Here is a 19,899-nt window from a genome sequence, read left to right on the forward strand (position 1 = left end):
CCTAGTGCTTTTTATAAGTAGTCTCGTCAAGGCTTAGTAATATCACTTTTTTCTAATTCTCCATTCACACTTTCATAAGATGAATTTCGTGAACTACGGTGATTGTGGTAAAATAAAGCGTTATAGATGTGGAATACTAAGGAGGAAAAGCGATGCTTCCTAATAATGATCATAAAATCGATGCTTATATTGAATCACTGATATGTGAGCGAAATGAGCTTCTTATAGAAATGGAGCAACTGGCAAAAGAACAACAAGTACCCATTATGGAATTAGTTGGAATTGAAACGTTGCTACAGCTGCTTAGAATGAAACAACCTAAGTCAATTCTTGAAATTGGGACAGCAATTGGTTATTCAGCAATTCGAATGGCTCAAGCAGTAGATGATGTGAAAATCATTACGATTGAGCGTGATGAACCAAGGTACAAGCAAGCTCTAGAATTTGTTGAAAGAGCAAATGTAAGTGATCAAGTAGAAATTATCTTCGGGGATGCCTTACATGTAGGCGAACAACTTGAATTATATGCCCCATTTGATGTATTATTTATTGATGCTGCTAAAGGACAATATGAGAAGTTCTTTCAAATATACGAGCCATTGGTACGACCAGGTGGCTTAATCATTTCAGATAATGTACTATTTCGCGGCCTTGTGGCTGAAGAATATATTGAGAATAAAAATCATGCTGGCATGGCCAAAAAACTTCGTCGGTACAATGAGTGGTTGATGAAAAATGAACAGTTTACTACTACAATATTGCCAGTAGGAGACGGCATTGCCTTATCAATAAAAAAGTAAAGAAGGTGTAAGACATGGGGAAGAAACCAGAAATCCTAGTAACCCCAAATAGCGTTGAAGCCATCGAACGATTAATTCAAGCGGGTGCAGATGCAATTCTAATTGGTGAACAACGTTTTGGTTTACGTTTAGCGGGGGAATTTTCTAGAGAAGATGTAAGAAAAGCAAAAGAAATTACCAAAGCGCACGGTGCAAAAGTATATGTGGCAATGAATGCCATTCTCCATAATGAACATTTGGATGAAGCATCTGACTATATGAAATTCCTTAATGAAACGAATGTAGATGCAATTGTATTTGGGGATCCAGCGATCTTAATGTTAGCCCGTGATGTCGCTCCAACGATGAAGCTACATTGGAATCCAGAAACGACAGCCACTAACTGGTATACAGCAAATTACTGGGGAAGACAAGGAGCAAAGCGAGCAGTCCTCGCTCGTGAAATTAATATGGATGCGATCGTGGAAAGTAAAGAGAACGCAGAAGTCGAAATCGAAGTACAAGTGCATGGCATGACGAACATGTTCCAATCCAAACGTTCATTAGTTGGGAACTACTTTGAATATCAAGGTAAAAACCTAGAGATTGAGAAAACAGAGCAAGCGCGACAAATGTTCTTGTTCGATAAAGAACGAAATGCGAAGTACCCGATTTTTGAAGATAAAAATGGTACCCACATCATGAGTCCGAAAGACATCTGCATCATCGATGAGTTAGAAGAAATGATTGATGCTGAAGTCGACTCGTTTAAAATCGATGGTATTTTAAAAAGTACTGAGTATATGGAAAAAGTAACTCAAATGTATCGAGAAGCAATTGAATTATATTTAACAGATGAAGATGCGTACGCAGATAAAAAAGAAGAGTATGTTGAAAAAATTCGCGAGATCCAACCGGCAAATCGTGACATCGACACAGGCTTCTTCTTTAAAGAAACGGTTTATTAAGGAGGGAATACGATGCAAGCTATATCAGAAGTGAACGAAACAGGAAAACGTGTCATTACAAAAAAGCCTGAACTCCTCGCACCAGCTGGTAGTTTAGAAAAGCTAAAAATTGCTGTTCATTACGGAGCTGATGCGGTCTTTATCGGTGGACAAGAGTTCGGACTTCGCTCGAATGCAGACAACTTCTCAAAAGAGGAAATGCGTGAAGGTGTTGAATTTGCGAAGCGTTACGGGGCAAAAGTATATGTTACGACGAATATATTTGCTCATAATGAAAATATGGACGGCTTAGAAGAATACTTGGAAGGTCTTCAAGAAGTAGGCGTTACCGGTATTATTGTTGCAGATCCATTAATTATTGAAACTTGTCGTCGAGTAGCACCTAATGTTGAAGTGCACTTATCTACACAACAATCATTAAGTAACTGGTTAGCGGTCAAGTTCTGGAAAGAGCAAGGTTTAGAGCGTGTTGTTTTAGCTAGAGAAGTTGGCTTAGAAGAAATGCTTGAAATGAAAAAACACGTGGATATCGAAATCGAAACGTTTATTCACGGTGCTATGTGTATTGCTTATTCAGGTCGCTGTGTATTGAGTAACCATATGACAGCGCGTGACTCTAACCGCGGCGGCTGTTGTCAGTCCTGTCGTTGGGATTACGACCTATTTGAACAAAAAGAAGAAGGAAAAGGTCTCGTAAAAGAGATTCCTTTGTTTGCAGAAAATGATACCCAATATACAATGAGTCCAAAAGACCTAAACTTGCTACAATCGATTCCACAATTAATTGAAGCAGGAATTGACAGCTTAAAAGTCGAAGGTCGTATGAAGTCTATTCATTACGTTGCAACCGTTACTTCTGTATACCGAAAAGTAATTGATGCTTATTGTGCAGACCCAGACAACTTTGTCATTCAAAAAGAATGGTTAGAGGAACTAGAAAAGTGTGCGAACCGTGACTTTGCACCACAGTTCTTTGAAGAAACACCAACATTTAAAGAACAAATGTATGGTATTCATCCGAAGCGTACGACGTATGATTTTGCTGGACTTGTCTTAGACTATGATGATGAGACTGGAATTGTCACGTTGCAGCAAAGAAACCATTTCAAACCAGGAGATGAAATTGAATTTTTCGGTCCTGAGATCGAAAACTTTGTTCAAACGGTTGAAGCGATTTGGGATGAGGATGGTAATGAATTGGATGCAGCTCGTCACCCGTTGCAAATTGTTAAAATTAAAACGAAACACCCCGTATATCCATGGAATATGATGCGTAAAGAGGTTAAATAATGAAACAAAAGCCAATCATAATTGGTGTGGCAGGAGGAACAGGTTCAGGTAAAACGACTGTTGCAAAAGAAATTTTTCACCAATTTAATCAAAAATCTATAGTATTAATCGAGCAAGATGCATATTATAAAGACCAAAGTCACTTATCGTTTGAAGAAAGACTAGGTACGAACTACGATCATCCATTGGCATTTGACAATGATCTTCTATTGAAGCATTTACAAACGTTGTTAAATGGCGAGTCAATAGAAGTGCCTGTTTATGACTACGCACAGCATACAAGGTCTGATACATTCATATCTGTTTTACCAAAGGATGTCATTATTTTAGAGGGTATCTTAATTTTAGAAGATAAGCGACTTCGTGATCTAATGGATATCAAATTATTTGTTGATACAGATGCTGATATCCGGATATTAAGAAGACTTTCTAGAGACATTCAAGAACGTGGTAGAACATTAGAGTCTGTAGTGGAGCAATATACCACTGTAGTTAGACCGATGCATTTACAGTTTATAGAACCAACTAAGCGGTATGCTGATATCATTATTCCTGAAGGTGGACAAAATAGGGTTGCTATTGATTTGATGGTAACAAAAATCCGCTCTATTTTTGAAGCGCAGTCCTTTTTAACGAAATATCAGTAAAAACAAGAAAAAAAAGTAAAAAGTTATCATATCAGGATAGCAGGATACGTTGTTTTTGTTTATACTATAAGAGTATCTTTAAAAGGGCTTTAAAGAACTAATGGGATAAAGAAAAGCGAGGTGATGAACCTTGCTTTTCTTTTACATAGCCTAATTTCTAGAAATATCATTTCATAGTAAATATACTTTTTTTGTAGGAAAGAGGAGTGAACGTCATGGCTGAAGAAAAAACACATTATATGACCCTTGAAGGGAAACAAAAGTTAGAAGAAGAATTAGAGTTCCTAAAAACGGAAAAACGTAAAGAAGTCGTTGAACGTATTAAAGTAGCCCGAAGTTTCGGTGACCTTTCTGAGAACTCAGAGTATGATTCAGCAAAAGAAGAGCAAGCTTTTGTTGAAGGGCGTATTTCGACTTTAGAAAAAATGATTCGAGATGCAGTCATCATTAAAGAAGATGAAACGAATACTTCTGTTGTTTCTTTAGGAAAAACAGTTCGTTTCGTTGAACTTCCTGATGGAGACGAAGAAGAATATACAATTGTTGGTAGTGCAGAATCTGATCCGTTTGAAGGCAAGATTTCAAACGACTCTCCAATGGCCCAAAGCTTACTTGGAAAATCGGTAGGTAATAAAGTAACCGTTAACACACCAGCTGGTGAAATGGAAGTTAAAATTCTAGAAGTAAAATAATAAGGAAAAGAACTGTTCATTGTTGAACAGTTCTTTTTTTGACTGTTTAGAAATCGAGTCTTAAGACTTTACTCACTTACAATATAAACCGTCGTTTGCAAGGGAATGTTATTGTACATCCATAGTACATCCTCATTGTGCATGCGGATGCACCCTAAGCTAACATGTTTCCCAATAGATGAAGGGTCATTGGTGCCGTGTATACCGTATTTAAAGTTATTCGTCCCTGGAACATTCAGACCTAACCAGTGGCTGCCTAATGGGTTATTTGGGCTTCCTCCAGGAATGTTCTTCGGATTATACCAAGGCTTTTCTACTTTATTGACAATCTGAAACGTTCCTTCAGGTGTTAAGGAAGCATCTTTCCCAGTCGCGACGGAAAATGTCCTTAATACTTCAGAATTTTGATACACGGTTAATGTATTCGTCGTTTTATTCACCTTTATGGTGATCCCGCTTGGCTTGTAATTTTTTAAAATTGTCGGATGTGGGATCGTTAGTGTCATTCCTGCTTTGACATCGGCCGCTGGATTTACAATTTGATTATAATTTGCAAGCGGAATGAGTTGATCTGCGTTCTGATAGTATTTCATTGTAATGTTAAATAAGGTCTCTCCGGACTCAACTTTATGAAAAGCGATAATATCTGGATCTGGGAGATTTAACTTTTGACCCGCTTTAAGATCAGTCGCTGGATTGGCAATTTTATTGAATTGCGCAACTTTATGTTGTTGAGTGTCTGGGTTGGTATAATATTTTTTCACGATGCTGTATAATGTCTCATTTGGTTTTACTTCGTGAGTAATGACAGTTTCTGCTTTTTTACTGGGCTCACTTTTTGGTTGTTCTGACGGTTGGTTGGTTTCTCTCGGCTTTACATTATTGTGAGATGATGTTTTGTCGGCATTAGAGCTTGTTCCTTGGTCCACTTCATTTTGTTTTTGTGGATGTGTGTCTTGCTCCACTTCTTTTGGATCATCTATTTCATCGGTTTCTTCATGTGCGTTGTCTGTTTCTTCTCCTAATTCATCTTCTGATGGCTCTTCTACAAGTTCTTTTTCAGCATCTTGCTTCTTTTCTAGTGGATTACTTTCCTCGTGTTGCTGTTCTTGATTGAAGACCCCTAATTGTGATGGGACTAACCCTAGTTTTAATACGGCGGCTGTAGCTCCTCCTAAAGTTAACAGGAGTAGGACAGCTACTAAAATAAATGAAGACATCTTGCTCTTTTTCTTTTTTCTCTTATGTTTAACTGAACGAGGTATAAACTCACTATGCTCTTTTGATTTCTTAGACACCCAAACTTCCTCTTCTCTATAAATAATAACTTTCCAGGTGAATTACAAAAAACTAAACATTTATTCCGCAAAAATCGAGAAATTCCTTTATTATTTGACAAAATAGTCCTTTTAAAAATTAAATTAGATCTTAAGTTCTATACTTCCAATGATCTAGAGTAAGAAAAAAGGAAAAGAGAACTACGCCTTCCTAATTATTCGACATTGATTGCCAAATTTCCTATATAAGTTATGTAAGAAGTTGAAAATTTGACACTAGAACGCGTTGTAATATTCGAAAATACATCGGTGATTTTTTCCTTGTTTTAAAAATAGAGTGGGTATATACTGGGTATATACTTTATACACAGTTGAGGTGACAACATGTGGATTCACCTTTCGAATGAATCAAAAGACCCGTTATATAAACAATTAAAAGATCAAATTAAACAACAAATTATTGACGGGACATTAGAAGGAGATACCGAATTACCATCGATCAGAACGCTGGCTAAAAACATACAAACGAGTGTAATTACCGTTAAACGGGCGTATTCAGAGTTAGAGCAAGAAGAATTTTTATATACGCGAGCCGGCCGAGGAACGTTTGTAAAAGCAACGGAAAAAAGAATATTACAACAAAAAGTCGAAAAACAATTTGAAACAGAAGTAGATCGACTTTTTCAGCTAGGGGCTAGTCTAGGACTCAGTATAGAAGAGATGATGACAATTATTCAGAGATTAAAGGAGGAAAGAAAGTGAGAGGTATCGTTACAGTTAAAAAAGCAGTTCAATCGTATAATGAATTTCAGTTAGGTCCAATTGATTTAAGCATTAAGGAAGGCTACATAACAGCAGTGATCGGACGGAACGGGGCAGGAAAGACGACACTATTAAAAGGGATCGCACATATTGAACCTTTTTTAGATGGTGAAGTCACTGTTGCAAATAGCTCGTATGATCAAGACCGGATACAGTTTAATCGGACGATCTGTTACGTTTCTGAAGAGATCAATATGTACAGCGATTTTACAGTGCAGCAATCGATTGATTTTGTCTCTTCATTTTACACCAACTGGGATAGCGACCTTGAACAAAGGTTATTAAAAGAATTTCAATTGTCTTCTAAAAAGAAAATCCATCAGCTTTCTAAGGGGATGAAGTTAAAGGTCAATGTGCTTTTAGCTCTTTGCTTTCATCCAAAGGTACTGATTTTAGATGAACCAACTGCAGGACTTGATCCAGTAGCTAGACAAGAATTATTAGTTTTACTTCAGCAATGGATTGAAACAGGAGAAAAGACCGTCATCTTATCCTCCCACATAACAACTGATTTTGAACAAATCGCTGATTACGTCATGTTTTTAAGAGACGGGCAAATAGTGTTATATGATGATAAGGAAAAGTTAAAAGATAAGTATCTCTACTTTACGGCAAATCATCATACAGATCTCTCTAATGCTCGAATTTATGGCTATCAAAAAGGAGCATATGAGGTGACAGGTGTAATCGATAGCGAGCAGGAAAATACGTTTGATGCGCAATTACGCCCGGCTACTTTAGATGAAATTTTATACTACGTAGTGGAAGGTGGAACAAACGATGCAATCTTTGATTAAGAAAGATTTACTTTCTTTGAAAAGTATTTCAATGATTTTTATTCCGCTCACGATCTTATTTCAATTTTTTATCACTTGGTATGTTAGTAGTATGAGTGGATTTTTATTAAATGATTTAAGTGGAATTATCTTTTTTATTGTATTGTTTAATTTATTGATGAGTTACGGGTTGATTACTCATATTTGTAATGCTGAGGAGTTAAGTGGAGTCAATAAAAGGATCCGTAGTTTGCCTATTACTGTTTCAACGATCGTCGTTGCAAAATTTACTTCGACTCTTATTATACTGACTAGCATTAATGCGATTACATTCGGTACGTTATTTTTTGTTCAAGCCATCCTAGGGCATCCTGTAGGCATAGGGGACTCAGGTGGTGCTGTGCTGCTCATTAATGCATTAATTCTATTGTTTATTAGTTTTTATTTATTCGCTCATTTTACTTTTGGCTCTTATATAGCGGTTTGGATCGGTCGACTGTTTATTGTTACAGCGGTTTTCCTGCCAATGTTTTTAAGCTGGCCGTCGAGTCTTATCTTTGGGGTGCCGATCGGTGTCATTACACCGTTATTAAATCAATTTTTCTTTATCAGTACCTTAATATTAGTTGGGAGTTCGATGTGGTTTTCCATACAAAGTTATCGTGATTTTTATATTGAAAAGAAAAAACTCAAGATGACGATGGCTTTTTTTAGTACATTCATAATTCTCATGTTGCTCATAGTGACGTCGGCAGTTGCACTTTCCTCTCCTCCTTTAAATACGAAGGAAGAAATTATTGATCATATATCAGTAGAACGCTTAGTTATAAACTATAAACCAGATCAATCATATGGAAGAGAAATATATGGAATAGAGTATGAAGTAATTCTCACGGCTTCTCCCCTATCGAACCCAGAGCTTCTTCAAGAGCTCGGTATAAGCCTTGTTTTTTCTAAAGATGATCCATTGTTTGATTTAATTGGACATGATATGGGGGTTCATTATAGCAGTTGGTCGTTTCATCAAAATCGTCCCACTTTCTGGCTGAACGGCGAAACAAGTCCGTATGATATGGACGAAGATCAATTATTAAAAGCAATTAGTGAAAGCCGCCCACAAATAGCCATTTTTGAAAATTTTCAGATAAAAGCACCGACAAGACTGATAAACTACTAGAAACGTCAAAGAAATAGTAGTAAAATAACTAGAAATTGAAGAAGTTGCATGGTAGTATTAGGATGGAATTGGGAAGGAGAGAAAGTCAATGAACTACTCAACTCGATATGATCAACGTAAAAAACGTCGTTTAAATCGGTTGCTGAATGTAGCAATCGGAATTGTAGCTATCTTAATTATATACGTTGCGGTAAAAGTTTTCTTTACTCCTGGAGGCAGTGAAGAAGTAATTGCTGATCTTGAGCAAGAACAACAACAGGAAGAGCAAAGTACAGAAACGGAACAAACGATCGAAAATGACCGTGATATCGATTCTTCTCAAGAAGAAGCAGAAAACGAGGAAATTCGTGAAGAAGAAGAGGAAGCGGAAGAAGAGCTGTCTGACGGTGAATGGCAACCGATTGGGACCGTGCAAAGTGAACCATTTACAATAGACTTTACGAGAGATAGCGTTAATTGGAAAGAGATGACCCATGCCATTCAATATGCAACAGGGTTAGATGATGACATGACTATTTGGCGAATAGAAAATGGTGGCGATGCAATGAGTGCCATTGGTACAGTGAGCGATAAGAACAATAGAAACACTCCTTACCGAGTAAGGATCGAGTGGGTACCAGAACGCGGCTGGAAACCAGTGGAAGTTATCAAATTGTCTTCAAATCCATATTTATAAAACAAGATTTTAATAGCTTATTATAAAATTAAGGCTCCCCATTCTACAAGAAGGTGTGGAGCCTTTTTTGATGTCTAGCTCCAGGCGCCATCGGCTCGAGGTCGCTTCGGTCCATCAAGCGTGTCTACAGAACAAGACACTTATTGTTGGCCCTCCAGCGCTTGTCGCCGATAAGCGACGCCTTGAGACTTTCATATTTAGTAGCTATTTTTTCGCTTTAAAATGAACGATGGCTGTATATATAGGTAAAGAAGTTCTTTGGTCAATATGTACAGTATGCTGAACATGATGAACTTGTAACATGAGGACCTTATTGTTATCAATTTGTTCATTCATTTGCTTTTCTAATTCTTTTAAGCTCCGAGCTTCGAAACATTCTACTTTATCTTCAATCACATCTAAATGAATTTGCATCGTTATTTCTCCCTTTTTATCAAATTTCAGTTATAATATACCAAGAACAATGGACATTGTATACTTTACTGTTTTATATGGAAAAATGTTGAAGTAAATGTTGCAAATGAAAGGAAGATAGACATGAAAATTGGAATAATTGGTGCAATGGATGAAGAAGTAGAATTACTAAAAAGTAAATTAGACAATAGAATCGATCAAACGATTGCAGGCTGTGAATTTCATGAGGGAAATTTAAATGGTCTCGAAGTTGTCCTATTAAAGTCAGGAATCGGAAAAGTAAATGCAGCAATTGGAACAACATTGCTTATTCAATTATTTAATGTTGAAAAGGTCATTAATACGGGGTCTGCAGGCGGTTTTCATGAAGGGTTAAAGGTTGGAGATATCGTCATCTCGACGGAAGTCCGATATAATGACGTTGATGCGACTGTCTTTGGGTATGAATTTGGACAAGTCCCAAGAATGCCGGCTTTTTATTCTCCAAATGAAGAATTAGTAGCGATTGCGGAAGAAGCGGCAAATGACGTTGGAGTTCATTCTGTAAAAGGACTAATCGTATCTGGGGATTCGTTCATGAGCGACCATGCTCGTGTAGAGGATTTAAAAGTTCGCTTTAATAACCCTTACTGTGCAGAGATGGAAGCAGGAGCCATTGCACAGGTATGCCATCAATTTAATTGTCCGTTTGTTATCATTCGTTCACTTTCTGACATAGCGGGCAGTGATGCTAAAGTTTCATACGATCAATTTTTAGAGAAGGCATCTGTTAATTCCGCGAACCTTGTGTTACTAATTGTCGATCAATTGAAAAAGTAAAGAGCGGATGTTACAGGCAGTGCCATACTAGCTGGCACCAGCAGTTCTTGAACTGCGGGTATCCTATATATTCCCTCTAGTAACAACAGTTACATCCTCTTGACTACAGTTTTCTATGCTAGAATAGAAGAGTGTTGATAGGGAGGAATGTAAACATGGATGATAAGAAGATTCGTGAAATTAAAGGAAAAGCAGAAGATTACAAGCGATTTGGTTTTATTTTATTGTCCTTAAGTGTATTTATGTTTCTTGGTATCATTATTCCAAACGATGTTCCTTTAACAGGAAATTATGTTGAATATATGATGGTTGGAACCGTGTTATCGTTAGTGATGGCATTGATTTTTCACCGAAAAGCGATGCGCTATCGCAAAGAACTCGATAACGAAGAGTATGGACAATAATATTCGATAATTAATATAAATGGTGAAGAGGATGACAATTGGGTCATCCTCTTCTTTGCTACGTAAAAGGTGGTATATATACAATAAAAAGGTCCTACATATACAAAGAAAGGTACCACATGTATGTACAAAAAGGGTACCAGGTACCTTTAGTGAACTAAAGGGTAACTGGTACCTTAGGTTTGTTTAGGTTGCTGGTGGCGTTACGATGTAGTAGATACTAATAAAGAAGATAAAGATTACGAGTACGGATGCATATGCTTTCCATGGTACAAATTTTTGCGTAACAAGCACGATCTTTACACATGTCATGTACATCCAAGCAATCCCTAATAAAACACCAACTACTGCGATGAATGGAACTGTCGCCCCAACGCCGTCAGCAATAAATCCTGGCATCGCTAGAATAGAAGGGATCAGGGCTCCGGCTGACAGGCGGAAAATTTGTCCGAGTAAGCCAGGACCTCCAAATCCGCGAGAGGCTGCCCATAAAAGCAGCGATAGTGCCACTCTCGTCAGAAAGACCATAATAATTCCAGATAGGATGAAAAATCCAGGTACAACTATATTTCTTAAAAACTCAGCTTCAAAGCTTGAAATATAGTCGATATTCTGCTGAATAGAGATAAAGCCATAAATGACACCTAAAAGGATAGTAACAAGGTGACCCCATATATTCCATTTTGGAGAAGTGGTTAGTTCGGCTATAGCTTCATGGTTTAGTAGAGTGGTGCGAATATAAAGTATCAACCCTGTCATAAATATCCCCTCATTTATATCATTGTTTGTTGTAGCTTTTCTATTGTCTAGTTTCAGCGCTCAGCGTCTAGTGGACTTCGCTCTCCTCCTTACGATAAGTCAACATCTGCTCGTTTGCACTCGCCGTGTTTCCTTTATCTCATACGGAGGGCTCCAGTCCATACGTCGCTAAACGAGCGCTTCCACTTTTCTATCTGTCTAGCTGCAGGCGCCATCGGCTCGAGGTCGCTTCGGTCCATCAACGTGTCCAAAGACCGGACACTAATGCTGGCCCTCCAGCGCTTGTCGCCGATAAGCAGGCGCCTTTCGCCTTTCTAACTTAAAATTCCCAAGGCATCAGTGCCCAGACAAAGATGGCAATACTTATTGCAGTAATTAAAAATGCTCCAAATGTGCTGTTGTAACGAGCTGGATTAACGTCGTTCCAACCATGAATACGTTCAATTAACTTGTGATCAGCTTTAGTAGGCAAGTTCTTTTGTAAAGCTGGGATTCGGTTTGTAATATATGATACTACAATTAGTAAAATAAAGCTAAGCGGTACACATAACATTGCTCCAGATAATCCCATACCATCTGTTAAGGCATGGCCACTGACAACGATGTTAGGGAATACGAAAGGAGAAACGATGATGTACAGAATTCCACCAACTAAAGAAGCTGCCATTGCGCCGTATCTATTCGCTTCTTTCCACCATACACCCATCATGATGAGAGGGGCATTGGTAACGCCTGCTAATCCAAAGGCCCAGAGAATACTTACGGTTAAGAATTCAGGTGGATTAAATGCTAGTAGTACACTGACTAAACCACCCATTGCAATTGAGATATAACCTAGACGTACTTTAGATTTACTAGTTAAGTTTGGCTTAAGTGTCGTAACAATATCTTGAGAAATTAGAGCACCGATTGCTAGTAAGTTACCACTTAAAGTAGATAGACCAGCAGAGATCGCACCAGCAATAACAAGTGCTGTTACCCATTCAGGATTGTAAACTAAGTTTAAGATAATTGTAAGTTTATCCGCATCTGCAGAAGAAATTTCTACTCCAGAAATTTGCGTGTAGTATACCCCTGCAAACCCCATTGCATAAGTAGCAGAGAAAACAAGACCTAAAACTAATGCAAACCATACCATTGCTTGACGTGCACTTTTTAAACTAGATGCTGTGTAAATACGCATCGCTAAGTGAGGTAATCCAAGAGAACCAATCGTTAATGCAGGAATAATTGCAAAATACCATTTAGAAGAATATTGGTAGTCAAAGAAACTCGGCATTGCTTCTAACATGGCAGGAACCATATCTGCATATAAAAGTGGAGGGAAGTACCAACCAGAACCACCCATAGCTTTCATGATTGCTCCTAATGGAACGATAAACATTAGTGCAATAATAACCATTTGAATAGCAGCGTTGTTTGTAGCTCCACTCATACCACCAATGGTTACATAACCAACAATTAAAATACCACCAACAATAAGTCCAGTAATATAAGGAATACCAAGTAACGTTTCAAATGTAACAGCAATACCGATCATTTGTCCTAGCGCGTACATAATTGAAACTAAGATCATAAACAATGCAGCGATAATAGAAGCAGAAACACCATAACGCTCACGAACGAAGTGAGTAGGTGAGAAAGCACCCATACGACGTAAAGATGTTCCGTAAATAATTGTGATTAATGGAATAGCTAAAATCATTTGGATCCATAACATAACGAATGGAACTTGGAGGTTTAAGATTAATCCGGTAACCCCTAAAAATGTAGCTAAACTCATGTATGTTGAAGCCATTGCAAGACCATTGGTTACTGGTCCGACACCACCGCCAGCGGCATATAAGTCCTCGACGGATTTACTTGCACGGTTAGAAAAATAACTTACAGCATAGAATAGTACGAATGTTGCGATAACGATTACGATACCTATAATTGGATTGGATAACTGCCACGTTTGGTCCATCTTAACTTACTCCTTTCTGGCTATCATTTGTGTCTTGACTTAATCGAGCATTTTCTTCATCAATTGCTTCATCGATGTGATTTCCAATTTTCCCTGCAATTAGGGTTAAAATGAAAATACCAAACCAACCGATTAAAATTGGAACGATGTACATAATTGGGAATCCGAACAAGTTCCCTTCTACTGGAAAGATAGAAAAGATAAAGCCGACATGCCCAGCCAGTAGGAAAATAGCAGACATAATAATTGTAAACCAAACTTCTTTTTTATACGCACTCATTAAAAATCTCCCCCTTCATTTTGTAAGTGCTTTCATTTTTACCTGAGCTCACTAACCCATTGATGAACTGAACGAACACTCAATCTGCCTTCAAACTAAAAATAAAGCTGACCGACCAGTCAGTTTTATGGAGATGAACTTCCCCTAGTTGAAGAAAAAAATGAGTTAAAAGGATCCCCCTCCCTTTCACAAGTAGAGAAAAATTAGTAAACTTAATTAGAATTTACACGAAATTTGGAATTGTTTCAAGATAAAATCGTAAGAAATTATATTTTATTTTAATTTTTCTGATATTTTATATGAATTTTAATACAATAAATTACATAATTAGAAAGAGATGATAAATATGAAAGAGCTATTACAACGTAAAACAACGAACCGACCAATTGTCTTGTTTGCAATTATTATGGCGATGTTTATGGCAGCCGTTGAAGCCACGATCGTCGCGACCGCGATGCCAGGAATTGTATCAGATCTAGGTGGATTTAGTTTATTCACTTGGGTTTTTGGCGGGTACTTACTAATGCAAGTGGTATCGATCCCGATCTATGGTAAATTAGCAGATTTATTTGGAAGAAAAATTATTTTTTCGATTGGGATTTTCATCTTTCTTGTTGGGTCCATATGGTGTGGGTTTGCGACTTCGATGGAATGGTTAATTATTGCTAGATTTATTCAAGGTCTAGGAGCGGGTGCAGTTCAACCAATTGCAACAACAATCGTAGGTGATATATATACAAAAGAAGAACGGGCAAGTATTCAAGGCTATCTAGCAAGTATTTGGGGGATCTCATCCATTCTAGGTCCCGTTCTAGGGGGAGTATTTGTTCAATACCTTCATTGGTCTTGGATTTTTTGGATGAATATTCCGTTTGGTATATTAGCTGTTCTTTTAGTCGTATTATTTTTAAAAGAGAATGTTGAGAAGACGAGACCGGCAGTCGACTATTTTGGAGCCCTCTTAATCTTAATCAGTGTTGGATCTTTAATGATGGTGTTAATTCAAGGCGGGGTTCAATGGGACTGGCTTTCACTGCCCGTCTTATTATGTATCAGTCTTTTTGGGATTAGTTTTATTGCGTTCATTTATCAAGAAAAACGAGCACAGGAACCGATTATGTCGATGGACATATGGGGAACACCATTGATTGTGATTGCAAACATTGCATCATTCGCATCAGGAGCATTGCTGCTGGCAGTATCGTCCTTTCTTCCTACGTATGTCCAAGGAGTCATGAATCAGCCGGCAATGATTGCTGGGTTTACATTAACGATGATCTCCATTGGATGGCCGATATCATCAACGATTGCCGGTAAACTTCTACTTAAAATTGGTTATAGAAAAGCAGCTCTTATCGGTGGTTTTGCTTTAGTTTTAGGTTCGACCTTTTATTTAACTTTATCGATCGTTCATCATCCGGTTTGGGCAGGGTTAGGATCGTTTTTTATTGGAGTAGGAATGGGCTTTTCAACGACAACGTTTATCGTTTCGATCCAAAGTCATGTCGATTGGAAAAAGAGAGGTGTGGCCACGGCTTCCAATATGTTTATGCGGACATTAGGAGGCGCAGTTGGTGTGGCCTTATTAGGTGGAATTCTTAATAGCAAGTTGAAATCACAGCTTGAAGGGGTTGTAGGAACTATTGACTATGAAATAGATATGGATATTGTCAATATTATTTTAAGCCCCGAACAAAGAAAAGTACTGACGGAACAAGAAGTTGTATTTATTCAAGAAGCTCTTTCACAAGCGTTATCTTATGTGTATTGGGGGATTTTCATATTCGCACTCATTAGTCTCACATTAATATTCTTTTTACCGCAAGATGAAAAAGTAAATGAAAATTAGATATCAGATTTAACTAACTCAATAAAATGCTGAAGAATCCGAGCTGTTAAGCCCCAAATGACATATTGATCGTAGAAGTAAAAAAACTCTGGAAATGCATGAGTTCGTTTCGTATAGGCTTCGCGATTCGGAATGCGGTCAAATGGAAAGTTATCATCAGGCTCAAAATGAATATTCATGTTGTACATTTTCGGTTCATTTTCTAGTAAAAAGGATAAAGGAACGGTAAATACTTCTTCAACTTCATGTTCACTCGGCGAAATCTTTTCGGGTGACAAGATTTGACCAACAAATGGGAAGATTGTCCCGCGGAATGGTGTGACTAGGACATCTAAAGCAGCAATAGTAGTAATGTCAGCATCAGTTAGTCCCAGCTCTTCACATAATTCCCGTTTCGCCGTTTCTTCTTCAGATGGATCCGTTGCATCAATTTTTCCACCGGGAAAGCAGATTTCGCCGGGTTGGCGGCTTAACTGTTTGGAGCGTACTTCGAATAAGATGTGAAGTTCACCATCTTTCTCAATAATCGGGACGAATACCGCTGATTTTAAAGCACGCGAATCTTTTAAAACACCAGCATCTCTTTTTGCGAGGAGTTGCTTGATTTGATCTATATTTACTGACATTTCCTCCATCTCCTTGCCATTTTTATTACTATCATACCAAAAAAAGAAGCTGACTCATAAAAGTTTGCGCTCCTCCCATGTATTTATCATGGGAAATAACAATTCTTCGAGTCAGCTTCTTTTAATGCGTAAGTGTTTTCTTAAGTCTAGATGAGCGCAATTTTGCGGGAACAAGCGATCTATAAATTAATTAAAGTTTTTCATTAAACCAATTAACGATATGATTTAATCGCTCAATGCGAAGGTGTGGCGGACCGCTGCGTGAAAGTTCATGGTTCGATTCTGGGAAACGAACAAACATCGTATCTTTCTTTTGATGCTTTAAGGCAATGTATAGTTGTTCTGCTTGTTCAATCGGGCAACGATAGTCATTTTCACCGTGTAAAATTAACAATGGTGTTTCAATGTTCTTTACATAACGAAGTGGAGAGTGGTACCACAGCTTTTCTGGATCCTCTTGGAAGCAAGCACCAATTTCCCATTTTGTAAAAAAGTAACCAATGTCACTAACACCATAGAAACTCGTCCAGTTTGAAATCGAACGTTGGGTAACAGCAGCTTTAAAGCGATTCGTATGACCGACAATCCAGTTTGTCATAAAACCACCGTAACTTCCTCCAGTTACACCTAGGCGATCTTGGTCAATGTAATCAAAGTTTTCTAGCACAAAATCAACTGCTGCCATTAGATCCTCATAATCTTTTCCACCATAATCACCACGACAAGCGTTCACAAACTTTTGGCCGTAACCGTGACTGCCTCGAGGGTTCGTATAAAGAACAACATAACCTTGAGCAGCTAAAAGTTGGAGCTCATGGAAGAACGAGTTGGCATACATGGCATGCGGACCACCATGAATTTCTAAGATCATTGGGTATTTTTTACCTTCTTCAAAGCCATGAGGTTTCATGACCCACCCGTGTACTTCCCAGCCGTCACTTGCCTTTGCTGTAATCGGCTCAGGGATGGAAAGATGAACTTCCGAAAGAAAAGCTTCATTAATATAAGTCAATCTCGTTTTCTTTTTCTCACCTAAGACGATTTTGTAAAGATCTCCTGGATTGGATGCATCACTAAGTCCAATGATGGCAAATTTTCTATCCTCATCAAACGTATATCCATACACATGACCTTCTTCAGCGAAAATTGGTGTAATTTCATGATTCTCATCAATTGCATAGAGGCTCGTATTCCCGTTTTCACTGCCAGTGAAGTAAAGTGTTTTTCCATCATTTGACCAGATCGGACCAGGGTTTGGATGACCAGAACGCATGTCAGAAATGGCAGCATCGGTAATATGGACATCCCATGTTTCTGTAATACATTTCTTTTTCTTCGTATGGATATCAATCGTGTAAATTTGATTGATCGTTGCCCCTAAATATTCACGTTCGTTACCAAAACAAGCAATCGTTTTTCCATCCGGTGACCAAGTTGGGTTCGTGTACACCCCGTTATGATCCGTTAACAAAGTAAGCTCTTTCGTTTCTACATTTAAAAGGTAGAGATCGGAAACGATTTGATAGTCAGCGTCATCTGTTAAGTTGGCTGAAAGTGCGATCGATTTCCCATCCGGTGACCAAGAGCTCGGTTCATAACTAAAACGGCCAGAAGTAAGCTCTGTGATTTCATTTGTTTCTATATTAATAAGTGCCAGCTGTTGATACGTTTCGTTATGGAAACCAGCACCATCTGATTTATATTTCAGGCGATTGACAACAAGAGGTTCTGATTTCTTCTTTTCTTTCTTCTTTTCCTCTTGGTCAAAGACACTCTCATCTTGATCTAGCTTTAATGACGTTTTAAAAAGTAATTGCGTGCCACACGGTGCCCAAACCGGGTTTGATGCACCATTTTTAGATTGGGTTACTTGTTGTGGCTCGCCGCCTTCAGTAGAGATAACCCAAATTTGTGATTTTCCAGAACGATTCGAAACGAAAGCGAGTTTCTTGCCATCTGGAGAAAAACATGGAGAGTGATCGCGTACTTTTCCGAATGTCCACTGTACACTAGAAGTTTCATCGAAACGTTGGAAATGAAGGTGAGAACGGTACTCTTGATCTTCATCAATTGTTGTTTTTACAAATACAAACTTGCCGTTACATGGAGAAATTTGAGCTTCGCCGACATTCGAAATTTTAAACAGATCCTCACTAGTGATTGGTCTTTTGTTTGGCATATGTATCCCCCTTAATGAATTTCAAACGTATTTTTATTAACTTCTAGTTGAACCATTACATTCGACTTGTTAATACCTGAAAGCGTATTCAAGTCTTTTAAAAACAATGTTAAATCATCATATGTTTTAACATTTACTTGCATGAGCAGTTGATATTCCCCAGTGATCAAAGAAACGTGCCGTACTTCCTTATAGGACATCATTTTTTCCATTACATCATTTAACTTCTGTGACTCAACACCTAGTTGTAAGATGGCGGAAACTTTTAACCCAAGTGAAATTGGATTAACGACCCCGACTACTTCTAAAATTCCTTGATCTACAAGAGTTCTATAACGAGTCCGCACTGTTTTTTCTGTCACCTCAAGTTGACTGGCAATTTCAGTAAAAGACATTCTTCCATCCTTTGAAAGCAGCTTAAGGATGCTCTTATCCAGGTCATCAATATCTCTCAATCAAGAAATACCTCCTTCAGGTCATAAAAAGATAGATAAGGTCTAATTCTGTTCGCTCTTTGCAAGTATACTCCTAAAATAAGAATGGTCTTTATAAAAAATTACTCAAATTAGGACTAGCTAAAGTATATAAAAATTATTGTTAAAACTCAATTGTTTTACAAATTATCTGGTAATTTCGTCGTATAATGGTGGTAGGAGATTTTAAATTGAGGTGAGTGAGTTGACGGCTATAAAAGTATTAATTGCGGACGATCAAACATTGATGAGGGAAGGTCTGAAAACGATCATTGAACTTGAAGAAGATATGGAAGTTGTAGCGACCGCTCAAGATGGACAAGATGCTATTGAAAAAGTAAAGATGTTTGAGCCGAACTTAATCTTAATGGATATTAAAATGCCAAACATGAACGGGATCGACAGCTTAAAAAAAATAAAAAAACTAAACCCGCACATGAGAATTGTTATTTTAACGACCTTTGCTGAAGACGACTATATTATCGAAGGTTTAGCAAGTGGTGCGGATGGATTTTTGCTGAAAGATATGAATTATGATCAATTAATTCACTCCATTCGAGAGGCTGCTGTTGGTCAGTTAATGCTTCCGACGGTCATTGCATCAAAATTGGCACAGCGTCTTTCAAAATTTAATTCGGCGATCGAAAATGAAATAAACGTTGATAAGCTTAAAAAGAACGGAATTCATTTATCTGAACGAGAACGAGAAGTTGCGTCTTTAGTTGTTAAAGGATTTAGCAACCGAAAAATTGCCGGGCAACTTTTTATTAGTGAAGGAACGGTAAAAAATTACATCAGTGAAATTTACAGCAAACTTGGGGTGAAAGACCGCGCACAAGCAATTGTTTATTTAAAAGAACTGCAGTTAAAATAATTCGATTTTCCTTTTTTATCCCGTTTAACAGGCGCTAAGAATTCCACTTCAAGCTTTTGAGGGAGCAAAAAGCTAAGTGGAAAATAAGCGCCTTTAACAACCCGATTGGTTCAACTAATTTTCAGTGAGGATGAGGGGAATTGCACTGAAAA

At 37.9% G+C, this 19,899-nt stretch carries 21 protein-coding genes; 13 read left to right on the plus strand and 8 right to left on the minus strand.

Going from position 1 to position 19,899, the window contains the following annotated elements:
- Window positions 1–152: 152 nt before the first annotated feature.
- The 5 genes from N7Z68_RS10115 (at window position 153) to greA (ending at window position 4,376) form a co-directional block, all read left to right on the plus strand.
- Entirely contained in the window at window positions 153–800 is a 648-nt protein-coding gene (locus N7Z68_RS10115; RefSeq protein ID WP_275118362.1) for an O-methyltransferase, read from the plus strand.
- Window positions 801–814: 14 nt separating this feature from the next.
- Window positions 815–1,747, plus strand: a complete 933-nt coding sequence (locus tag N7Z68_RS10120; protein WP_275118363.1) for a peptidase U32 family protein — start codon at window positions 815–817, stop codon at window positions 1,745–1,747.
- 12 nt (window positions 1,748–1,759) lie between these two features.
- On the plus strand, window positions 1,760–3,037 hold the full coding sequence (locus N7Z68_RS10125; protein ID WP_275118364.1) for a peptidase U32 family protein: 1,278 nt from the start codon (window positions 1,760–1,762) through the stop codon (window positions 3,035–3,037).
- A complete protein-coding gene (gene udk, locus N7Z68_RS10130) occupies window positions 3,037–3,684 on the plus strand; it encodes a uridine kinase (RefSeq protein ID WP_275118365.1) in 648 nt (215 codons plus the stop codon). The genes N7Z68_RS10125 and udk overlap by 1 nt, the downstream gene beginning before the upstream one ends.
- A 215-nt stretch (window positions 3,685–3,899) precedes the next feature.
- On the plus strand, window positions 3,900–4,376 hold the full coding sequence (gene greA, locus N7Z68_RS10135; protein WP_275118366.1) for a transcription elongation factor GreA: 477 nt from the start codon (window positions 3,900–3,902) through the stop codon (window positions 4,374–4,376).
- 68 nt (window positions 4,377–4,444) lie between these two features.
- Here greA and N7Z68_RS10140 read toward each other — a convergent pair whose 3' ends face one another.
- Window positions 4,445–5,674, minus strand: a complete 1,230-nt coding sequence (locus N7Z68_RS10140) for a L,D-transpeptidase family protein (RefSeq protein WP_275118367.1) — start codon at window positions 5,672–5,674, stop codon at window positions 4,445–4,447.
- 363 nt (window positions 5,675–6,037) lie between these two features.
- Between N7Z68_RS10140 and N7Z68_RS10145 the strand changes: the two genes are divergently transcribed.
- From N7Z68_RS10145 to N7Z68_RS10160, 4 genes are all read left to right on the plus strand, one after another.
- Complete coding sequence (locus N7Z68_RS10145) at window positions 6,038–6,415, plus strand: GntR family transcriptional regulator (protein ID WP_275118368.1); 378 nt, start codon at window positions 6,038–6,040, stop codon at window positions 6,413–6,415.
- Window positions 6,412–7,272: an ABC transporter ATP-binding protein gene (locus N7Z68_RS10150; RefSeq protein WP_275118369.1), complete on the plus strand. Its 861-nt coding sequence runs from the start codon at window positions 6,412–6,414 to the stop codon at window positions 7,270–7,272. The genes N7Z68_RS10145 and N7Z68_RS10150 overlap by 4 nt, the downstream gene beginning before the upstream one ends.
- Entirely contained in the window at window positions 7,256–8,428 is a 1,173-nt protein-coding gene (locus N7Z68_RS10155) for an ABC-2 transporter permease (protein ID WP_275118370.1), read from the plus strand. The genes N7Z68_RS10150 and N7Z68_RS10155 overlap by 17 nt, the downstream gene beginning before the upstream one ends.
- A gap of 88 nt (window positions 8,429–8,516) precedes the next feature.
- Entirely contained in the window at window positions 8,517–9,104 is a 588-nt protein-coding gene (locus tag N7Z68_RS10160) for a YrrS family protein (protein WP_275118371.1), read from the plus strand.
- 204 nt (window positions 9,105–9,308) lie between these two features.
- Here N7Z68_RS10160 and N7Z68_RS10165 read toward each other — a convergent pair whose 3' ends face one another.
- On the minus strand, window positions 9,309–9,518 hold the full coding sequence (locus tag N7Z68_RS10165; RefSeq protein WP_275118372.1) for a DUF2536 family protein: 210 nt from the start codon (window positions 9,516–9,518) through the stop codon (window positions 9,309–9,311).
- 123 nt (window positions 9,519–9,641) lie between these two features.
- Between N7Z68_RS10165 and mtnN the strand changes: the two genes are divergently transcribed.
- Complete coding sequence (gene mtnN / locus N7Z68_RS10170; protein ID WP_275118373.1) at window positions 9,642–10,337, plus strand: 5'-methylthioadenosine/S-adenosylhomocysteine nucleosidase; 696 nt, start codon at window positions 9,642–9,644, stop codon at window positions 10,335–10,337.
- A gap of 155 nt (window positions 10,338–10,492) precedes the next feature.
- The gene (locus tag N7Z68_RS10175; protein WP_275118374.1) at window positions 10,493–10,741 is read left to right on the plus strand and encodes a YrhC family protein; all 249 of its coding nucleotides are present in this window, start codon (window positions 10,493–10,495) and stop codon (window positions 10,739–10,741) included.
- Between the two features lie 186 nt (window positions 10,742–10,927).
- Here the strand turns inward: N7Z68_RS10175 and N7Z68_RS10180 are convergent, their stop codons facing one another.
- The 3 genes from N7Z68_RS10180 to N7Z68_RS10190 form a co-directional block, all read right to left on the minus strand.
- Window positions 10,928–11,500: a YIP1 family protein gene (locus N7Z68_RS10180; RefSeq protein ID WP_275118375.1), complete on the minus strand. Its 573-nt coding sequence runs from the start codon at window positions 11,498–11,500 to the stop codon at window positions 10,928–10,930.
- Window positions 11,501–11,819: 319 nt separating this feature from the next.
- A complete protein-coding gene (locus N7Z68_RS10185) occupies window positions 11,820–13,466 on the minus strand; it encodes a sodium:solute symporter family transporter (RefSeq protein WP_275118376.1) in 1,647 nt (548 codons plus the stop codon).
- A 1-nt stretch (window position 13,467) separates the two neighbouring features.
- Complete coding sequence (locus tag N7Z68_RS10190) at window positions 13,468–13,746, minus strand: hypothetical protein (protein ID WP_275118377.1); 279 nt, start codon at window positions 13,744–13,746, stop codon at window positions 13,468–13,470.
- A 346-nt stretch (window positions 13,747–14,092) separates the two neighbouring features.
- On the opposite strand from N7Z68_RS10190, the gene N7Z68_RS10195 reads away from it, so the two are divergent.
- A complete protein-coding gene (locus N7Z68_RS10195; protein ID WP_275118378.1) occupies window positions 14,093–15,595 on the plus strand; it encodes an MDR family MFS transporter in 1,503 nt (500 codons plus the stop codon).
- On the opposite strand, the gene N7Z68_RS10200 is transcribed toward N7Z68_RS10195, so the two are convergent.
- The 3 genes from N7Z68_RS10200 to N7Z68_RS10210 form a co-directional block, all read right to left on the minus strand.
- The gene (locus N7Z68_RS10200) at window positions 15,592–16,221 is read right to left on the minus strand and encodes an NUDIX hydrolase (protein ID WP_275118379.1); all 630 of its coding nucleotides are present in this window, start codon (window positions 16,219–16,221) and stop codon (window positions 15,592–15,594) included. The genes N7Z68_RS10195 and N7Z68_RS10200 overlap by 4 nt on opposite strands.
- A gap of 190 nt (window positions 16,222–16,411) precedes the next feature.
- Window positions 16,412–18,400 carry a S9 family peptidase gene (locus N7Z68_RS10205; protein ID WP_275118380.1) on the minus strand — a complete coding sequence of 663 codons (1,989 nt, stop codon included), beginning with the start codon at window positions 18,398–18,400 and terminating at the stop codon, window positions 16,412–16,414.
- Between the two features lie 11 nt (window positions 18,401–18,411).
- On the minus strand, window positions 18,412–18,855 hold the full coding sequence (locus N7Z68_RS10210) for an Lrp/AsnC family transcriptional regulator (protein WP_275118381.1): 444 nt from the start codon (window positions 18,853–18,855) through the stop codon (window positions 18,412–18,414).
- A gap of 214 nt (window positions 18,856–19,069) precedes the next feature.
- Between N7Z68_RS10210 and N7Z68_RS10215 the strand changes: the two genes are divergently transcribed.
- On the plus strand, window positions 19,070–19,747 hold the full coding sequence (locus N7Z68_RS10215) for a response regulator (protein WP_308447223.1): 678 nt from the start codon (window positions 19,070–19,072) through the stop codon (window positions 19,745–19,747).
- Window positions 19,748–19,899: the final 152 nt, after the last annotated feature.

The organism is Alkalihalobacterium chitinilyticum (genome assembly GCF_029028005.1).
GTDB lineage: Bacteria > Bacillota > Bacilli > Bacillales > Bacillaceae_F > Alkalihalobacterium > Alkalihalobacterium chitinilyticum.

Coding starts and splice junctions, on each gene's coding strand:
- N7Z68_RS10115 (WP_275118362.1), top strand. CDS start 153: ATGCTTCCTAATAATGATCATAAAATCGATGCTTATATTGAATCACTG.
- N7Z68_RS10120 (WP_275118363.1), top strand. CDS start 815: ATGGGGAAGAAACCAGAAATCCTAGTAACCCCAAATAGCGTTGAAGCC.
- N7Z68_RS10165 (WP_275118372.1), bottom strand. CDS start 9,518: ATGCAAATTCATTTAGATGTGATTGAAGATAAAGTAGAATGTTTCGAA.
- N7Z68_RS10180 (WP_275118375.1), bottom strand. CDS start 11,500: ATGACAGGGTTGATACTTTATATTCGCACCACTCTACTAAACCATGAA.
- N7Z68_RS10200 (WP_275118379.1), bottom strand. CDS start 16,221: ATGTCAGTAAATATAGATCAAATCAAGCAACTCCTCGCAAAAAGAGAT.
- N7Z68_RS10145 (WP_275118368.1), top strand. CDS start 6,038: ATGTGGATTCACCTTTCGAATGAATCAAAAGACCCGTTATATAAACAA.
- N7Z68_RS10155 (WP_275118370.1), top strand. CDS start 7,256: ATGCAATCTTTGATTAAGAAAGATTTACTTTCTTTGAAAAGTATTTCA.
- N7Z68_RS10185 (WP_275118376.1), bottom strand. CDS start 13,466: ATGGACCAAACGTGGCAGTTATCCAATCCAATTATAGGTATCGTAATC.
- N7Z68_RS10175 (WP_275118374.1), top strand. CDS start 10,493: ATGGATGATAAGAAGATTCGTGAAATTAAAGGAAAAGCAGAAGATTAC.
- udk (WP_275118365.1), top strand. CDS start 3,037: ATGAAACAAAAGCCAATCATAATTGGTGTGGCAGGAGGAACAGGTTCA.
- N7Z68_RS10160 (WP_275118371.1), top strand. CDS start 8,517: ATGAACTACTCAACTCGATATGATCAACGTAAAAAACGTCGTTTAAAT.
- mtnN (WP_275118373.1), top strand. CDS start 9,642: ATGAAAATTGGAATAATTGGTGCAATGGATGAAGAAGTAGAATTACTA.
- N7Z68_RS10195 (WP_275118378.1), top strand. CDS start 14,093: ATGAAAGAGCTATTACAACGTAAAACAACGAACCGACCAATTGTCTTG.
- N7Z68_RS10125 (WP_275118364.1), top strand. CDS start 1,760: ATGCAAGCTATATCAGAAGTGAACGAAACAGGAAAACGTGTCATTACA.
- N7Z68_RS10190 (WP_275118377.1), bottom strand. CDS start 13,746: ATGAGTGCGTATAAAAAAGAAGTTTGGTTTACAATTATTATGTCTGCT.
- N7Z68_RS10205 (WP_275118380.1), bottom strand. CDS start 18,400: ATGCCAAACAAAAGACCAATCACTAGTGAGGATCTGTTTAAAATTTCG.
- greA (WP_275118366.1), top strand. CDS start 3,900: ATGGCTGAAGAAAAAACACATTATATGACCCTTGAAGGGAAACAAAAG.